14 protein-coding genes are annotated in these 16,745 nt (G+C 62.5%); 4 read left to right on the top strand and 10 right to left on the bottom strand.

From position 1 onward, the window contains the following. Positions 1-2: 2 nt before the first annotated feature. Both ACFRFQ_RS02340 and ACFRFQ_RS02335 read right to left on the bottom strand, forming a co-directional pair. Positions 3-1,349, bottom strand: coding sequence for a DUF222 domain-containing protein (locus ACFRFQ_RS02340; protein WP_378652610.1), 1,347 nt, complete (start codon positions 1,347-1,349; stop codon positions 3-5). A gap of 126 nt (positions 1,350-1,475) precedes the next feature. Continuing rightward, on the bottom strand, positions 1,476-1,967 hold the full coding sequence (locus ACFRFQ_RS02335) for a winged helix-turn-helix transcriptional regulator (RefSeq protein WP_378652607.1): 492 nt from the start codon (positions 1,965-1,967) through the stop codon (positions 1,476-1,478). Between the two features lie 58 nt (positions 1,968-2,025). On the opposite strand from ACFRFQ_RS02335, the gene ACFRFQ_RS02330 reads away from it, so the two are divergent. The 3 genes from ACFRFQ_RS02330 to ACFRFQ_RS02320 all read left to right on the top strand — a co-directional run bounded on the left by ACFRFQ_RS02330 (position 2,026) and on the right by ACFRFQ_RS02320 (position 5,358). After that, on the top strand, positions 2,026-3,441 hold the full coding sequence (locus ACFRFQ_RS02330; protein WP_378652604.1) for an MFS transporter: 1,416 nt from the start codon (positions 2,026-2,028) through the stop codon (positions 3,439-3,441). Further along, positions 3,438-4,607: a thiolase family protein gene (locus ACFRFQ_RS02325; protein WP_378652602.1), complete on the top strand. Its 1,170-nt coding sequence runs from the start codon at positions 3,438-3,440 to the stop codon at positions 4,605-4,607. The genes ACFRFQ_RS02330 and ACFRFQ_RS02325 overlap by 4 nt, the downstream gene beginning before the upstream one ends. Before the next feature lie 157 nt (positions 4,608-4,764). Next, positions 4,765-5,358 carry a helix-turn-helix domain-containing protein gene (locus ACFRFQ_RS02320; protein WP_138869944.1) on the top strand — a complete coding sequence of 198 codons (594 nt, stop codon included), beginning with the start codon at positions 4,765-4,767 and terminating at the stop codon, positions 5,356-5,358. Positions 5,359-5,362: 4 nt separating this feature from the next. Here ACFRFQ_RS02320 and ACFRFQ_RS02315 read toward each other — a convergent pair whose 3' ends face one another. From ACFRFQ_RS02315 to ACFRFQ_RS02290, 6 genes are all read right to left on the bottom strand, one after another. Further along, complete coding sequence (locus ACFRFQ_RS02315; RefSeq protein ID WP_378652599.1) at positions 5,363-7,189, bottom strand: ABC transporter ATP-binding protein; 1,827 nt, start codon at positions 7,187-7,189, stop codon at positions 5,363-5,365. Beyond that, the gene (locus ACFRFQ_RS02310; protein ID WP_378652597.1) at positions 7,186-8,046 is read right to left on the bottom strand and encodes an ABC transporter permease; all 861 of its coding nucleotides are present in this window, start codon (positions 8,044-8,046) and stop codon (positions 7,186-7,188) included. Before ACFRFQ_RS02310 ends, ACFRFQ_RS02315 begins: the two co-directional genes overlap by 4 nt. Further along, on the bottom strand, positions 8,043-9,002 hold the full coding sequence (locus ACFRFQ_RS02305) for an ABC transporter permease (RefSeq protein ID WP_378652594.1): 960 nt from the start codon (positions 9,000-9,002) through the stop codon (positions 8,043-8,045). The genes ACFRFQ_RS02310 and ACFRFQ_RS02305 overlap by 4 nt, the downstream gene beginning before the upstream one ends. After that, positions 8,999-10,921: an alpha/beta hydrolase family protein gene (locus ACFRFQ_RS02300; protein ID WP_378652591.1), complete on the bottom strand. Its 1,923-nt coding sequence runs from the start codon at positions 10,919-10,921 to the stop codon at positions 8,999-9,001. The genes ACFRFQ_RS02305 and ACFRFQ_RS02300 overlap by 4 nt, the downstream gene beginning before the upstream one ends. Next, positions 10,918-12,564, bottom strand: a complete 1,647-nt coding sequence (locus tag ACFRFQ_RS02295; protein ID WP_378652588.1) for an ABC transporter substrate-binding protein — start codon at positions 12,562-12,564, stop codon at positions 10,918-10,920. The genes ACFRFQ_RS02300 and ACFRFQ_RS02295 overlap by 4 nt, the downstream gene beginning before the upstream one ends. 200 nt (positions 12,565-12,764) lie before the next feature. Beyond that, entirely contained in the window at positions 12,765-13,421 is a 657-nt protein-coding gene (locus ACFRFQ_RS02290) for a class I SAM-dependent methyltransferase (RefSeq protein WP_378652585.1), read from the bottom strand. A gap of 250 nt (positions 13,422-13,671) precedes the next feature. On the opposite strand from ACFRFQ_RS02290, the gene ACFRFQ_RS02285 reads away from it, so the two are divergent. Then, on the top strand, positions 13,672-14,613 hold the full coding sequence (locus ACFRFQ_RS02285) for a DUF808 domain-containing protein (RefSeq protein WP_378652583.1): 942 nt from the start codon (positions 13,672-13,674) through the stop codon (positions 14,611-14,613). Here ACFRFQ_RS02285 and ACFRFQ_RS02280 read toward each other — a convergent pair whose 3' ends face one another. Continuing rightward, a complete protein-coding gene (locus ACFRFQ_RS02280) occupies positions 14,614-14,937 on the bottom strand; it encodes a putative quinol monooxygenase (RefSeq protein WP_378652581.1) in 324 nt (107 codons plus the stop codon). 100 nt (positions 14,938-15,037) lie between these two features. Then, positions 15,038-16,687 (bottom strand): chaperonin GroEL, encoded by a 1,650-nt coding sequence (gene groL / locus ACFRFQ_RS02275; protein ID WP_378652578.1) that lies wholly within the window; start codon positions 16,685-16,687, stop codon positions 15,038-15,040. Positions 16,688-16,745: the final 58 nt, after the last annotated feature.

The raw sequence follows: 16,745 nt of genomic DNA, 5'->3' as shown, positions 1-16,745 counted from the left end.
TTTCAGTCTCGGTGGACGGGGCCTTGGCGGGTGGTGGAACGTCGGCGTCGTTGTTTCGGGTCGATCGCTGCTGGTGGAATGAACCAGGGTTTGTGATCGGAACCCATCTTGATTTCCCAGATACCGCGGAACCCTGATGTGCTGTGCATCAACGTGTGGTGGCTGCGGCAGAGCAACACGAGGTTGTCCATCACCGTCAAACCGCCCGTTGACCAGGGTTCTATATGGTGCGCGTCGCACCACGCCGGAACGGCATCACAGTTCGGGAAGGCGCAGCCCTTGTCCCGGGCAATCAACGCGATGCGTTGTTCGGCTGTGACGAGACGCTTGAGCGGTGTCGCATCCAGCGGTGCGCCGTTGCCGTCCATCAACACCGTCGAGAGCATGCAGTCACACGCGAGCATCCGGGTTTTGCTGACGCTCAGTGGTCCCATCCAGGGCATGTAGCCGACATCGAGATCCTCGAACACAGACTCGTCATCCAGATCAGGTTCGTCATCACTGTCGGCTCGCATAGTGGCGCATTCCCGATGCTCGGCAAGATCTTTCGCGGTGATGTGCACATTCACATGCGGACGCTGACCACCATCCACACCGGTGGCGGCGTTGTCCAGATAGCGGCGGATCAACTCCGTGAACGCGTCGGCGGTACGTTTCGCTGCCGACCGCGCATCCGGAGTCCCGTCCGCAGCGGGTTTGGGCATCGACAACCCCGACAGCGCCGATAACAGCATTTCACCGGTGAGTGCGTCGAAATCGCCCTTGATCGCCACCCGACCGTTCAATGTCGGCGCGATGCGTAGCGCATTCAGATCGTCGTCCTCACCGGGCGGAGGCTCGTCGGACTCGAAAATCCGCTCCAAAACAGCAATCGCATACCGCACCTTCACCGTCGTCGCTTCTACCCCGGACGCAGCGGCAAGAAGAGTTTTCAGGCTCAGCAGTAACGCGCTCTCCGGCATCCCCTTCGGTGGGGATTCACAGAACGCGGCGATCAACGCCGCATGATCGAACGACAGGTCACCCGCCTCGAACTGCACAGCAATATCGGGAAATGCCCGCAGTGCGGCACCGAGAGCAGCGATCCTGTTGCCGGCCGCGTTCTGCAGCATCGTATTCGCCGCCAACCACCGACCCACACCGCGGTAACACAGCACCTGCTCATCCGGATTCAGTGCCAGCTCGTCGATCGCGGCAACCCTAATCGCTTCCAACCGAAGAATTTCCGCAGACACCGACACCGCAACATCACGAACCTCGGACGGGCGCAACCGCCACAACCTGCCACGCACACCCACAGCCGAACCGGCTACAACATCCCCCACCGCAATAGAATCAAAAACCGTCATCAAGGCCTCCCCACCCGTGACCTAAGTATACTCGAACACCCATTCGAATCAAGGGATATATCGGGCAGGTTTCGATAATTGGCACTCGAGAGCCATTGATGCACAGCGAAATTCAACGATTCGAGATTATCTGCGGACTCGAGCACCGTTCACGGATACCCGCAACTCCCCCAGCGGCACGACGTCGCCGGATTGGTTGCGCACCTCGACCGTCACCGGCTCACCGGTGCTGTCGTCGGCAACATTGAGCGGCCCACCCCGGCCATCGTGCAGGTACTTATCGCCCCATTGCATGAGCGCCAACACCGCCGGCAGCAAATCCCGCCCCATCTCGGTGAGCACGTACTCATGCCTGGTGCGCTTCCCCGGCTCTTTGTACGGCTGACGCTCGAAAATGCCGGCGGCAGTGAGATCCTTCAGGCGCGCCGACGCCACCGCTTCGGTGATGCCGACCCGCGACGCAAAATCGTCGAAACGGGTCGTGCCGTAATAAGCCTCACGCAGAATCAGCATCGCCGACCTCGTGCCGACCACTTCCATTGCGCGCCCGATCGAGCAATGCGTGGCCTGCCACGTGTCCCGATCAGCCAAAACTCCGGTCAGTCGCACTGCCTCCATGACCATCACCATACTCCCTGACTTGCCATTGCCATAGCCAGGGTTTAAGTTCCTGACTATGGAACTCAATAGCCAGCCTACGAGGACAGGTCCACTGCTCGCGATACTGTCGGGTGCGCCGTTTGTCGCCAGCTTGGACCTGTTCGTGGTCAATGTGGCATTCGGCGACATCGCGAAGAGCTACCCGGGGCACTCGCTCGGAGAGTTCAGTTGGATCCTCAACGGGTACGCGATCGTGTATGCAGCACTACTGATTCCCCTCGGTCGATGGGCGGACCGTATCGGTCACAAACGCGCTTTCCTGGCCGGTCTCGCACTGTTCACACTCGCGAGCGCAGCGTGCGCGTTCAGCCCGTCACTGTGGATGCTGGTGGCCTTCCGCATTCTGCAGGCCGTCGGCGCCGCCGCGCTGACTCCCGCGAGTCTCGGACTCCTGATCAACGCACTCCCCGCATCGAAACGTCAATCCGGCGTTCGCATCTGGGCAGCGGCAGGCGCTGCGGCGGCGGCATTCGGTCCCGTTGTCGGCGGTGTCCTCGTCGAAGCCTCGTGGCGATGGGTTTTCCTGATCAACATCCCCATTGGAATCGCCTTGCTGTACTTCGCTGTTCGACTGGTCCCTGACAAGGCCGAGAAGGATACCGAAGCGGGGATCGACATCGCCGGTGCAGCTTTACTGACAGTCGGAATCGGCGCGCTCGCACTGGCTCTCGTTCAGGGTCCGGATTGGGGCTGGACCGACGCACTCGTCTTGATCTCGTTCGCCGTTGCCGCGGCAACCCTTCTCACCTTCTGGTGGAGCAACTCTCGCCATCGAACGCCGTTGATCGCTCCGGACCTTCTGAAGATCCGTTCGTTTGCCTGGTCCAACGTCACGGCCATTCTCTTCAGCGCGACATTCGCAGCCGGACTACTCTCGAACATCTTGTGGCTCCAGGAAGTCTGGGGATACTCGGCACTGCGAACAGGTCTTGCCGTCGCGCCTGGCCCGCTGATGGTCCCGTTGTTCGCCATCGCCGGAGGATCATTGACCCGCAAGTACTCGGCGGGACGCGTCGCCGCACTCGGCAGCGTTCTGTGGGCCGCCGGAACAGTCCTGGTGCTCGTGTCGGTCGGTACGACACCCCACTACGCGACTGAACTCCTGCCCGGCTGGATCATCGCCGGAATCGGTGTCGGCCTTGCCTTGCCGACAATCCTGTCGCAGGCAACTGTTGATCTGGCACCCGCCCGATCTGCCACCGGAAGCGCAATCGTCAGCATGAGCCGACAGATCGGAACCGTTCTCGGCGTAAGCGTTCTGATCGCGGTTCTGGGCTCCTCCGTCGACCCTGACACCTTCCGTCAGGCCTGGTGGGTGATCTTCGCTGTCGCACTCGCCTCCGCTCTGGCATCGCTGGGAATGACCCCAGCAACTTCACCCACCCCGGTTGTTCCCGCTGAATCCGCTATCTCTGAAAGGAATCTGTCATGAGAGACGCAGTTATCGTCGAAGCCGTTCGCACTCCGATCGGCAAGGGAAAGGCGAACGGCGCACTGCACGGTATCAATGCCGTCGACCTCCTCGCCCACAGCCTCAAAGCTGTCGTCGAACGCAGTGGAATCGACCCCGCGCTGATCGACGACGTCATCGGCGGGGCTGTCAGTCAAGTCGGCGAACAGAGCCAGAATGTGACCCGCACAGCGCTACTCGCCGCAGGCTACCCCGAGTCCGTTCCCGGGACGACCGTCGACCGGCAATGCGGCAGCAGCCAGCAAGCGGTCCACTTTGCCGCTCAAGGCGTGATCGCCGGAGCTTACGATATCGTCGTCGCCGCGGGTGTCGAGTCGATGAGCCGAATTCCGATGGGTTCGAGTCGCATCGGCCGAGAATCACTAGGTGTGGGTTTCGAAGACCGCTATCCGGACGGTCTGGTACCGCAGGGCATCAGCGCCGAATTGATCGCCGCCAAATGGGGACTCGGTCGCACACAACTCGACGAGTTCTCGGCGTCGAGTCATCGGAAGGCCGCATTGGCGACCGAAAGTGGCTATTTCACCAAGGAGCTCACCACTCTCCCCCAACTGTCGGTCGACGAGGCAATCCGCGCGGGTACGACGGTCGAGACACTTGCCGGGCTACCGGCCGCATTCGAATCCGACTACTACGCAGAGCGATTCCCACAGATCAACTGGTCCGTCACCGCCGGTAGCAGCAGCCCCCTCTCGGACGGTAGCTCAGCCGTGATGATCACGACCAGCGAGATCGCCGCGAAACTCGGCCTTACCCCGAAGGCCAGGCTGCACAGCTTTGCCGTCGCCGGCGACGATCCGCTCTACATGCTCACCGCCGTCATCCCGGCCACCCGGAAGGTCTTGGCCCGAGCCGGTTTGAGCATCACCGACATCGATCTGTTCGAGGTCAACGAGGCCTTCGCCCCTGTCGTCCTCTCGTGGGCTGCGGACACCGACGTCGACCTCTCCAAGGTAAACGTCCACGGCGGGGCCATCGCACTCGGTCACCCGCTGGGCGGCAGTGGTACCCGAATCATGACCACTCTGGTGAACGCGATGGAGCAGCGCGGCGCCCGATTCGGGCTCCAGACCATGTGTGAGGCGGGCGGACTGGCCAACGCGACCATCCTGGAACGACTGGCCTGAGCAACCCTCGAGGCGGCGGGGGCATAGCCTGCTCCGCCGCCGATTGGCAGCGCCGCGATCCGGCTGGAGCGGTCACGGCGCCGAGCGCAATCCTTATACTCACCGCAATTTGTCGACCCAGTCACATCGGACGGCATCCGGACGGCATAATGGAGCCGTGAGTTCATCGCCGGAATCCGCGTCCGAGCAATCTTCGACGGCAGGTGCCAGTGTCCGGGATGCCGTCGCCACCAACCTGAGACGCGCCCGGATGGCGCGCGGCTACAGTCTGCGTGATCTTGCGGAGCTGACCGGCATCAGCAAGGCACTGTTGTCACAGATGGAACGCCGAGTTGCCAACCCGACTGTCGAGATTCTCGTACGAGCCGGCGCTGCGGTCGACCTGTCGTTTGCCGAACTGACGCGAGCGGCGCTGTTGGCACCGGAAGTCATCCGAGCGCAGGACGGTCCTTCGATGGTGTCCGGTGACGTCACCATCAGGACGTTGTTCGGCACCTCGGATCGACGCCGCTTCGAGATGTCCGAAGGTATTGTGCCCGAGCACACTTCGAGCTCCAAGTCGTCGCACGGGCTGGGATCGATCGAGTACACGTATGTGGTTTCGGGACACTTGCGCGTTGCATCGCAGGATTGGTCGTACGAACTCGGACCAGGAGACTCAGTCAGATTCTCCTGCGAACACGAGCATTCGTACAGCACCGATCATCGCAGTGCCCGCATCCTCACGCTCATCTCGTTCAGCGACGACTGACCCGTCAGTTCTCCTTCAACCAGTTCGCATTGCTGCGCGGAACGCTCGCTATCAGTGCCCGGGTGTAGGTGTGTTGCGGTTGATCCAGCACGCGCCCCGTCGGACCGTCTTCCACGCATTCTCCGTTGCGGAGGACGTAGACGTGATCGGTGACCTGCCGGACCACCGCGAGATCGTGAGTGATGAACAGCAGAGCCATTGACATCTCGCGTCGTAGTTCGGCGAGTAGGTCGATGATCTGAGCCTGCACCGACACGTCGAGCGCCGATACGGATTCGTCGCACACCAGGATCGAAGGGCGGCGCGAGACCGCGCGGGCAAATGCCACCCGCTGCAATTGTCCCCCGGACAACGCAGACGGACGCTTGGTGCTCACCGAGTCCGGTAGTCCCACAAGATCGAGCAGCTCACGGACGTCGCCCGACGAACTCGAACGTCCGGCAGCCTGCAGGGCTTCGGCAAGCGTCGCCTTGACCGTCCTGGCGGGATTGAGGGTGCTGAATGGATCCTGGAATACCATCTGGATACCGGATCGCACGGTCGCCAGATCACGGCGGGAAAGTCCGCGGTAACTCGAGCAATCGATGCCCTCGACGACGATACTGCCGGTGTCGGCGGTTTCGAGCCCGACCAGGCATCTGGCCAAGGTCGTCTTACCCGATCCGGACTCTCCGACGACACCCACCGCCTCGCCGGCCCGGATCTCGAGGTCCATTGATTTCAACGCGAGCTGCGCCGTCGAGGAGAACCGCTTCGACAGGCCGACAACCGAAACCAGCGCGGCGGCATCGGTACGTGTGGTCACGTCGAATCCCGCCACGGGCGCATTGACCGCTGCGATGTCGTCGACGATCTCGTCGATACGAATGCACGATGAACTGTGCTGGCCGGCTTCTGGTTTCAAGGTAGGTCGGTCGGCGACGCAGTTCGGCTGCGCCCAGCGACAACGTTCCGCAAACGCACAGCGGCCCAAAACATCGACGTGTGCCGGCACCCGCCCCGGAACCGAGGGGAGAGTGGCGACTCGGTGTTCCACCGGTGGTTCCGCGAGCAGCAACGCACGGGTATACGGATGGCGTTGGCGATCGAGAACGGTACTCGAGGCACCGCGTTCGAGCATCTGACCGGCATAGAGCACGAGCACCTCGTCACTCATGCTGAATCCGACGCGGAGGTCGTGTGTGATCAGGACGAAGCTCATGCCGCGCTGCGCCTGAATCGTTTTGACGAGAGTGAGTACTTCGCGTTGAGTCGTGACGTCGAGGGCGGTGGTGGGTTCGTCGGCCACCAGTATCTCCGGATCGGCGGCCAGCGCAGCGGCGATGCCGACTCGCTGACGCATCCCGCCGGAAAGTTCGTGCGGGTAACGATCAGCGATCTCGGGAGTGAGCCCGACCTCGGCCAGGCGGCGAACGACTTCCTCCCTGTCGGCCTGCCGTCCCCGGCTTCGGGGAAATCCGTCCGAGATCTGTCGCCCGACGCGCCTCGTGGGATTCAGCAGAGTAAACGGGTCCTGCATGATGAGCGACACCGTCTGACCACGCACATCCGCAAAGTCGCTGGGCCCCTCCATTGTTCGTCCGGCAATCCGAATGCCTCCAGTTGCACTCAACCCCGCCGGAAGTAGCCCGAGTACCGCCCGAACCGTCAAGGATTTTCCCGAGCCGGACTCCCCCACGATCGCCAGTGAGCGCCCACGCGGCACCTCGAAAGAAACCTCGGACAGCAACGGCGTCCCGGTGGCCGTCGTGACGCACAGATTGTCCACCACGAGCGCTGGTTCACCGCCGAACCTGGCAGCGGTTTCCACCAGCGCTGTCACCTCGGTCATCGCTTGCTCCCTACGCTGGATCGAGCGGCAAGCCAGTCGCCGAGGATGTTCACCGACGCTGCGGTGATGATGATCGCGAGTCCGGGCGCGATTGCGGCCCACGGGTTGTCGAAAAGCAACGTGCGGCTTTCCGCGAGGGTGCGCCCCCAGTCCGGTGACCCCGGCCCGACGCCGAGTCCGAGGAAAGACAACGACGCCAAGGCCACGAGCGCAAAGGCGAAGTTGAGGAAAGCATTGGCCAAGGACAGTGGGGCAACATTGGGCCACACGTGCCGGCCCAGAATCCTGGTCGAGGACAAGCCAAGCACCCGAGCAGCTTCGACGTACGGTTTGTGGGTCTGCTCGAGTGCCCCGCTCCTCGCCACCCGTGTGTCACCCGGTGAGAAGAGGATGATGAGAACTCCGATCGCCAAGATGTAGCCACCACCCATGACGCCGGACACCACGATGGCGACGAGCAACGCCGGAATCGAGAACATCAGGTCGGTCCAGCGCATCGCCACCGAGTCGAAACGCCCACCGAAATAACCGGCCGGTGTTCCGATGAGTACGCCGATCAGCATCGACCCGACTGCAATGGCCAAGGCTCCGAGAACCGACGTGGTCGCGCCGGCCAGCAACAGCGAGAAAACATCGCGGCCGAGTTCGTCGGTACCCAACGGGTGACCGTCGCCGGGCGGCGTGACACCGAGTAGAACGTCCTGCTGCGTCGCGTCTTTCAAGAAGATCGGAGCCAGGCAGGCAACAACAAGCACAACGGCGACAACAACAAGTGCACCGATGCGAACCCACGGCGCCCTCGCCAGCGTCCGCCACCCTCGCCGCGCCGGAGCAGTCGTGCCAACGATGCGGTTCACGAGGCGGTCCCCAATTTCACGCGAGGGTCGGCAAAGGCGTATGCGATGTCCACGGCGGTATTGGTGATCGCAATGAGCACCGCCATGAGTATGACAATCGCCTGGACAACCGGAATGTCCTTGAAACTCACCGAGTCGACGAGAAGCGTCCCGAGACCGGGCACCGCAAAGGTGACCTCCACCAACACTGTTCCTACGATCGTCGAGGTGACGACGAGCCCCAACGCAGTGAGTACGGGCATCAGGGAATTACGCATCGCGTAACGGCGAGTGGCCTGCGTCGACAAACCTCTGGCCCTGGCGAAGGTCACGTAATCCTGGTCGAGCTGAGCAATGAGTGCAGTGCGGGTGAAGCGGGCAATCAGTCCGGCGCCCCCGATAGCCAACGTGATCGCGGGGAGCACCAGGTGCCACAGACCGTCGGCCCAGCCGGATCCGATTCCGTAGGACGGGAACCACGGCAGCTGTACCGAGAACAGCAACAGCAACACGAGGCCGAGCGCAAACGGTGGAGCACTGATCCCGGCCACCGCGACGACGGCGATCGAACTGTCAAGCGCACGGCCCTTCTCGAGCGCGGCCGCGACTCCGGACGGCACTCCGATCAGAACGGCGAGAACAACGGACATCACCACCAGCACGCCGGTCCGGCCCAACCGTGATCCGATCATGTCGCTGGTCGATTCACCGGTTCGGATGGAGATACCGAAGTCCCCGCGCAGAGCGCCGCCCAACCACCTCAGGTATTGGGACACAAGCGAATCGTCGAGATGGTACTGCGCACGAACTGCGGCCAACGACTCCGCGGTCACCGGCTTGGTACCCAGCAACGTGCGTTCGACCGAACCCGGTGCGAGGTAAAGCAATCCGAATACCCCGATCGACAACACCAACAACACGACCAGGGTGCCGGCTACTCGGGTAGCGAGAAACCGAGACCAGCCGTGTTTTCTCACCCCAGAACTCCGTGCTCTTCGAGCCAGTTCAGCACCCGATGGGCCGCATCGGCACGGTGGGCGGCGTCGACGAACTCGTGCCCCTCGCCCGGATACACCACCAATTCGGTTGGCACCTCGGCAAACCGGAATGCCCGGTGCAGCATCTCGGCTTGCACCAACGGAGTGGTGCGGTCCAGTTGGCCGTGCAGGATCAGGGTGGGAGTCGATTCCCTGCCGACGCGGTACACCGGCGAGACACTGACAAGCTTTTCGCGACCGTCCGCGGTTCCGGGGCCGATTCCCTGGTGGTACACGTGGTCGTAGCCGCCGCCGAGATTGCTCGTGGTGCGAAAACTCAGCCAATCCGAGACCCCGGACATGACCACGGCAGCGCGGAACTGCCGGATGTCCGTCGCCGCCAACGCTGCCAGATAGCCGCCGTAGCTCGAGCCGATGATCGAGGTTCGCGCAGGATCGACGAGTCCCTGGTGCACCAGAACATCCACCCCGGCGATGACGTCCTCGAGGTCGAGACCGCCGACCTCACCGATCACCCCGCGGGCAAATTCCTGCCCGCGGCCACTGCTGCCCCGCGGATTGGGCAACAGAACGACGGCCCCGGCGTGCACCAGTGGTAGCGCCAAGTTGTTCGACTCGGCCGGCGCAAACGCCTCCGACCACAACCAGGTCGGACCACCATGGGCGATGACCACCAACGGCTGCGGACCGATCGCGTGGGCGCGGCGAATGACGATGCCGTCGATCTCCAGACCGTCGGTGGACACCCAACTCACCGTCTCGGAGATCACCCCGCTCACCAGATGCTCGGTAGCCGCGTTGAGCTCCGTCACTGCCGTCCAGCCGGGTTCACCGAATTGCAGACGCACCACTTCTGCTGGGCTGCCGTGCATTTCGGCCACAGCCAGCGCGTCGCCGTCGGCCGTCAGAGTCAAGGTGGGTTGGCCGTCCGGTCCGTGCACGCTTCCCGGCGACGTCCACCGCTCGATCTTGTTCCCGTCTCGGTCGGCGGTGCCGACCTGTACTCCGGTGCGATGCCAGCCGGCGAACCACATCCGCTCGGTGTCGATCCAGCCGAGATCGGTGACGTCGTCGATATCCGGCCACCGGCACGTTTCTCCGGTACCGACGTCGATGGACAGCACCGGACCGGACACGATCGACAGACCCTCGACGACCAGAGCAGTCCGTCCGTCAGCCGACAGCCGAGGCTGGGCAAGTTGCCATTGAGACTGATAGAGAGGGGTTATCGCACCGGTGACGCCGTCGATCCGAATCAGTTGCGACGCATAGAATCCGGCCTGGCGTGGGTCGCTCGACACGACAGCCACGACGTTACCGTCGTCGTCCCGGTCCGCGGCCCAGACATTGAAGCCGTCTGTGGGCACTTCGGTGCACCGACTGCCGTCCGCTGCAACCACATACAGGCTCCGACGAGCCCGATCGGTACGGTCGATCATCGGGTCACCGGCCGGTCCGACTCGGGTACCCAGATGACTGCCGTCGCGCTCGGTTCCGTATGCCGCGACCAGGACGAGCATTCCGTCGGCGCCGGGACGGATGTCCTCGATGGCACCCGGCATCGACATCGTCCATGCCACTGTCGCGGTTGCCGAGAAACCGAGTGACGGGACGGAAAGGGCTGTCAGTGTGGAGCATTCACCGTCGGAGCCGCGGGTCGCACAGATCAGATCGGCGGGACCCGACCAGCGCAGCAGCCCACAATCGATACCTTCGTCGAGATCGAGTTCGATCGGCGTTCCGAATCCAGGCGCCGACGAGACAAGGTGAACCCGCAACTCACCATCGGGACCAGTGGCAAGCAGACAGGCGGCAATCGGCAGTGCCCGGTGGGCCACCAATTCGAAGGGCGTACGAAGAAGCTCGATCTGGGCGTGAATATCCAGTGCAGTCATCATGCCCGGGCGAAAACCTGAGTCGCCCATGGGCCGATGTAGAAATAGGGGCTGTACGTCGATGTGCCGACGACAGGACCGAAAGCAGTTGCGCCTTCGCCCCACCACAACGGCTGGTACGGCACGTCCGCGGCGGCGAGAACCAGTGCCTCGGACAGCAATTGACCACGGGCAGCCGGGTCGGTTTCGAGACGCTCGCGGCGAAGGAGATCCGTGACGGCATCGTTTCGGTAGTCGGCGATGTTGGTGCCGTTGACGCCTGCGTTGTCAGCGTTGAGCAACTGCTGCGTGTACTCGGCCGGGTCACCGGTGGTCGCGAAGTACCAGCCCAAACTGATACCGGCCTCGTGTTTGCCGAGGTCTGCGATCCACTGCTCCAAGCTCACCTCTTCGACCTCGAGCGTGATCCCGATCTTCTTGACGTTCTCGGCGAGGCTCAGAAGTGCCTTGCCGATCTGCGGGCCGCTGTTGGGATAGGTGACGGTATCGGAGAAGCCGTTCGGCACCGAAGACTGCGCCAATTCGTTGCCGGCCGCGTCGAGGTCGAAGTCGAATTGCGGAATGCGCTGGTAAAGCTCGTCGACTGCGCCGGGATCGAGCACGCCACCCCATTGCTGCCGGGTGGGCAACGTGGCTGCCACCTCTCCGTGGGTACGCAGCACACTCTTGACGATTGCGGCGCGATCGATCGAGTGCGCAACAGCAGCACGAACATGCTTGTCGTTCCAGGGCGCCTTGGCGGTGTTGAACGCAAGCGCTACCACCGAGTTGTCGGACGCAGTTTGTACGTCGACGCCCTCGAGACCGCTCCACTGCTCGAGCTGATCGAAGGGAACGCTCGTGGCCAGGTCGAAGGAATTCTGGCGCATGGCGATCAAGCGCGTCGTTTCATCACTTACAAATTCGATCCGCACCTGTGCGGCCTTCGGAGCCTCACTCCACCAACCGTCGTTGCGCTGCAAGGTCACATGGGAGTCCGGCACGAACTCGGCAATCGCATACGGCCCCGTACCGAGGATCTTCGTTGCGGGGGTGCCGATGCTACCGGCATTCTGCTCGAGAAACGCCCGACTGGTGACCTGTAGTGTGCCCGGGCTCAGCGCCCACGAGAACAACGAATCAGGGGCACTGAGAGTAATCGTCAGTTCTCGATCACCGGTCTGGGTAACCGACACGACATTGGTGTACGCGTAAGCGAAAGCCGACGTCGATCCCTTGACCGAGTGCTGCTCGATCGACGCGATCACGTCGTCGACCGTCAGCAAGGTCCCATCCGAAAAGCGCACGTCCGGCCGGATCTTGTAGACGTAGGTTGTGGCGTCGGGCCTGGTCCAGGATTCGGCCAGGCCGGGCGCGAGGGTGCCGTCGGCAGCCACCGTGACCAGCGCTTCCTGGACGAGCAGCGCCACCGTGAGATTCGCGATACCGGCAGACTTGCTGACGTCGAGCGTGCTGATGGAAGCAGGCAACGCGACAGTGAGCAGATCGATCGGACCATCACTTTGCGTGACCGTCACCCCGCTGCCCGATTTCTCATCAGTGGAACAGGCTGCAAGCAAGCCCGGAACCGCGATCACGCCCGAGGCGATCGCAATGCCTCGCAGAAGATCTCGGCGACTGAGGCGAGGCTGGGGTAGAGCGTCCATGTGCGCAACCTGTCTACTGATGGTGTCCAATCGGGACGTTACACTATACAGATGACCTGTCGCCGTCAACGCGAAAGGGCGCGATCGTGTCCTCCGACACACAGGCGTCGGCGCATTCAGGACCGCGGCAAACCCTGCCCTTAAAAGCACTGTGCGCCTTTGTTAACCGCGGGCGGTTAACAAAGGCGCACAGTAAATGGTCAGTGCCCCAGCGCCGTCCATTCGGGATCCGGCTTGCTTGCCACTATCCGGAACACGACCCCGCCCCGTCCGCTGCGCTGCACTTCGTCGATCAGGAAACCCGCGTCCTCGAGATATCCGATGGGATCACGAGTGAGGTGGTCGGAACCGAAACGCACGAAGAGCGGTTCAACCACCTTCATCACGGCACGCACAACAACATTGGTACTCGGCCCATGTTCTGCCAGTACAAATCGGCCACCGGGCACCAGAACCCGGAAGGCTTCGACTGCGGCTCGGCCCGGATCCGGAATCGTGCAGAACGCGTAGGTGGACAGCAGCGTGTCGACGCACTCGTCGGGAATATCAAGTTCCTGCACGTCGCCGTACCGAAGATCGACGCTGGTGCTCACTCCCTCGAAGACCTTGGCTCTAGCCTGATCGAGCATCGCTTTCGAGATGTCCACACCGATGACGTAGTCGACGTCCTTCCCGTAGTGCGGCAGGTTCAGCCCCGTGCCCACGGCAATCTCGACGACGCGGCCACGAGCTTTGTCGACGGCCCATCTGCGTGCGTCACCGAGCGCAAAGCGTTCGAAGCGTCCGATCTGTCGGTCGTAGTGAGTCGCCATCGCGTCGAAACTCTTGGCGACCTGTGCTGTGTCCGGTTCGCGCATGATGCCCCATTCGCTCGATCCTCTGTGCAGTCTCGCACGCGAACAACAAGCCCGGAAGCCCTTAACGCAACGACGTCTGCAGAGTTTGGGAGCGGGTCTCCGCTACTAACGCTGTGAACTCGCCGGTATCGTTCGAGGTGACCTGCCGCCGCCTCCGACGTTCATGGGATAGAGACCTCGTGCGATCAACCACCAGCGTTACCGGATCCGTCCGGCCACCATTCTCCACTGATTCAACTGGAGGTCTGTGATGGCCGGTGGACTCTTTGCCCTGCTCGACGACGTCGCCGCGCTGGCTCGCATGGCAGCAGCGTCGATCGACGACGTTGCGGCCGCGACAGGTAAGGCAACCGCCAAGGCGGCCGGCGTTGTGATCGACGACGCGGCAGTCACTCCGCAGTACGTGCGCGGTTTGGCGGCCGAACGCGAACTGCCGATCATCAAACGCATCGCGATCGGCTCGCTGCGTAACAAACTGTTGATCATTCTGCCGATCGCTCTGCTGCTCAGCCAGTTTCTCCCCGGCCTGCTGACCCCCCTGCTCATGGTGGGTGGCTGTTACCTCAGCTACGAAGCAGTCCACAAAATCTGGGGAGCGATTTTCGGCCACGGTGACCATCACGAGAGCGCCGACGAGCATCCTCGTGACGAAGCGGCTGTTGTCTCCGGCGCCGTGCGTACCGATCTGATTCTGTCGGCCGAGATCATGGTGATCGCACTCAACACCATCGCGAGCGAAGGTTTCTGGAGCCGACTGGTGATTCTTGCCGTCGTCGCTGTGGTGATCACCGTTGTCGTCTACGGCGTTGTCGGATTGATCGTGAAGATGGACGACATCGGTCTGCGGATCGCCGAGTCGTCGTCCGGTTTCACTCACAAGGTCGGCCGCGGACTCGTTCGCGGCATGCCGCACGTGATGTCTGTGCTCTCCGTCGTCGGCACCGCCGCGATGCTGTGGGTGGGTGGCCACATACTTCTGGTCGGCATCGACGAACTGGGCTTCCATCCGTTGTACGACGCCGTTCATCACGGCGAAGAAGCCGTCAAGGATATTGCCGGCGTCGGTGGTGTCCTGGCGTGGATCGTCAACACTCTTGCGTCCGCAGCTCTCGGCCTGGTGGTCGGCGCCGTGATCGTCGCGGCACAGTTGGGCATCACCAACCTGTTGGCAAAGCGATCTGCCACAGCTTGATCAACTGATCTCGAGCTCCCCCATCCGTGACCAGTCGACGCCGGGAATATCGGCGTTGATGATTCGCGGTGTTTCGCTCAACGCCGGGCGCATGGATTCGAGCCCACGACGAAAGTGATCACTGTTGACGTGATCGGACCCTGCCGCAGGATCCCGGAATGCCTCCACCAGGAGGTACTCTCCGGGATTCTCCGCGCTGTGGAACCAGTCGAACCAGAGGTTGCCAGGTTCCGATCTCGTCGCGTCGGTGAATTCCTTGGTCCGTTCCAGCCAGGTGTCGCGATGTTCGTCGAGCACATCGAACTTCACCACAATGAAGATCATTGCTACCCCAATCTGTGCATTCGCTTCATGCGCGCGGTCTGCCACTTCCCATTCAAGCGTGGCAGACCACGCGCCTTGTCTGATGTCGTTCAGTAGATATTCAGTAGATATTCGAGGGACGAATCATGCCCTCGGCCAAGTCTCCGAAACCAGGCGCCACAATGGCGCCGGGGTTACCGAACACCTCCTCGACCACGGCAGTCTCCGTCGTGATGAGCAGCGCCGCAATTGACGCCGCGCTCTCGAGCGCCGCGCGGGTGACCTTGAACGGATCGATGACGCCGTCTTCGAACAGATCCCCGTACTCCCCGGTGAGCGCGTTGAACCCGTGACCTTGCGGCAACCCCGCAACGGTGTCGACTACCTCGTCGCCGTCGAATCCGGCGTTGATCGCTATCCATCGCAACGGCTCGGCCAACGCCCGGCGAACGATCTCACATCCGATCCCCTCGTCGCCGGGAAGATCGAGTCCTGCCAATGCGCGATGAGCCTGCGTCAGTGCGGTGCCACCGCCGGATACGAGACCCTCTTCCAGCGCAGCCCGGGTAGCTGCCAAGGCGTCTTCGACACGCAACATCCGCTCCTTGAGTTCGACACTTGTCGCGCCGCCGACCCGAATCACGGCGACCCGACCGGTGAGCCTGGCAACCCGCAACTCGAGACTGTCTCGATCGGCGTCGATCTTCGCCCGCTCGAGTTGAGCGGCAATTTGCGCGACCCTCGCATCAACCAGATTCGGATCGCCGTGCCCGCCGACGATCGTCGTCTCGTTCTCGGTAACAGTGATGCGGTCACACGAGCCGAGGTGTTCGAGAGTGATCTCGGACAGTTCGATTCCCGTGTCCTTGGCGATGACGTGTCCACCGAGTGCCACGGCAAGATCCTGCAGTTCCGCGACCCGGCGGTGGCCGAAGCCCGGTGCTCGGACAACCACCGACGCCATGGTCCGGTGCATGTTCCCCCCGACCAGCAACTGTAGGGCTGGCCCGTCGACGTCCTCCGCCAGGACGACAAGGGGTCGATCGGCTCGTTTGGCCACCTCGATGCTGGGCATGATGTCCTGCACCTTGTCGATCTTCTTGTTGGTCAACAGAATCAGTGGACGCTCGTGCACCGCTTCCATTCGTTCGGGGTCGGTGACCATGTAGCCCGAAATGTAGCCGTGGTCGAATTCGATCCCGTCGACGATGTCGACCGACATGCCAAGCGTGTCACTTTCCTCGGTGGTCACGACGCCGGATTTCCCGACGTAGTCGACGGCCTGAGCGATGGCCTGCCCGATGACCTCGTCATCACTGGCCGCCAGACTCGCAACTCTCTGGAGATCGCCCGGACCGGCTACCTGAACAGACTGTGCGCGAAGCGAATCCACGACGACGGGGATGGTTCGTTCGATACCGCGTCGCACCCGCATCGGATTGGCGCCGGCCTCGACCGCGCGCATTCCCTCGCGAACCATCGCCTGAGCCAGCACCGTCGCCGTGGTGGTGCCGTCCCCCACGGCGCCGTTGGTCTTCATGGCAACTTCCTTGACCAACTGCGCGCCCATGTTGGCAAATGGGTCACGCAATTGAATTTCCCGGGCGATGGTAACCCCGTCGTTGGTGATGGTCGGTGGCCCCGTGAGCTTTTCGAGCACCGCGTTCCGTCCCTTCGGGCCGAGCGTCACCTTGACCGCGTCGGCCAGAGCATTGACACCGTGTTCGAGCAGAAGGCGGGCTTCCTTGTTGTACCGCAGTTCCTTGGCCATGTCTGTGTCCTTTTCGATCTGACGGAAGAACTAGCTGACAGAAGTGACTAACTGACAG

The organism is Rhodococcus sp. NPDC056743, assembly GCF_042790355.1.
Taxonomy (GTDB): domain Bacteria; phylum Actinomycetota; class Actinomycetes; order Mycobacteriales; family Mycobacteriaceae; genus Rhodococcus_F.
The sequence above is the reverse complement of the archived record's forward strand: the minus strand, read 5'-3'. Positions and strand labels throughout refer to the sequence as shown.

Bases quoted from the DNA above. Each gene is read 5' to 3' on its own strand.
- ACFRFQ_RS02335 (WP_378652607.1), bottom strand. From the start codon at position 1,967: ATGGAGGCAGTGCGACTGACCGGAGTTTTGGCTGATCGGGACACGTGG.
- groL (WP_378652578.1), bottom strand. From the start codon at position 16,687: ATGGCCAAGGAACTGCGGTACAACAAGGAAGCCCGCCTTCTGCTCGAA.
- ACFRFQ_RS02290 (WP_378652585.1), bottom strand. From the start codon at position 13,421: ATGCGCGAACCGGACACAGCACAGGTCGCCAAGAGTTTCGACGCGATG.
- ACFRFQ_RS02325 (WP_378652602.1), top strand. From the start codon at position 3,438: ATGAGAGACGCAGTTATCGTCGAAGCCGTTCGCACTCCGATCGGCAAG.
- ACFRFQ_RS02330 (WP_378652604.1), top strand. From the start codon at position 2,026: ATGGAACTCAATAGCCAGCCTACGAGGACAGGTCCACTGCTCGCGATA.
- ACFRFQ_RS02340 (WP_378652610.1), bottom strand. From the start codon at position 1,349: ATGACGGTTTTTGATTCTATTGCGGTGGGGGATGTTGTAGCCGGTTCG.
- ACFRFQ_RS02285 (WP_378652583.1), top strand. From the start codon at position 13,672: ATGGCCGGTGGACTCTTTGCCCTGCTCGACGACGTCGCCGCGCTGGCT.
- ACFRFQ_RS02295 (WP_378652588.1), bottom strand. From the start codon at position 12,564: ATGGACGCTCTACCCCAGCCTCGCCTCAGTCGCCGAGATCTTCTGCGA.
- ACFRFQ_RS02300 (WP_378652591.1), bottom strand. From the start codon at position 10,921: ATGATGACTGCACTGGATATTCACGCCCAGATCGAGCTTCTTCGTACG.
- ACFRFQ_RS02280 (WP_378652581.1), bottom strand. From the start codon at position 14,937: ATGATCTTCATTGTGGTGAAGTTCGATGTGCTCGACGAACATCGCGAC.
- ACFRFQ_RS02315 (WP_378652599.1), bottom strand. From the start codon at position 7,189: ATGACCGAGGTGACAGCGCTGGTGGAAACCGCTGCCAGGTTCGGCGGT.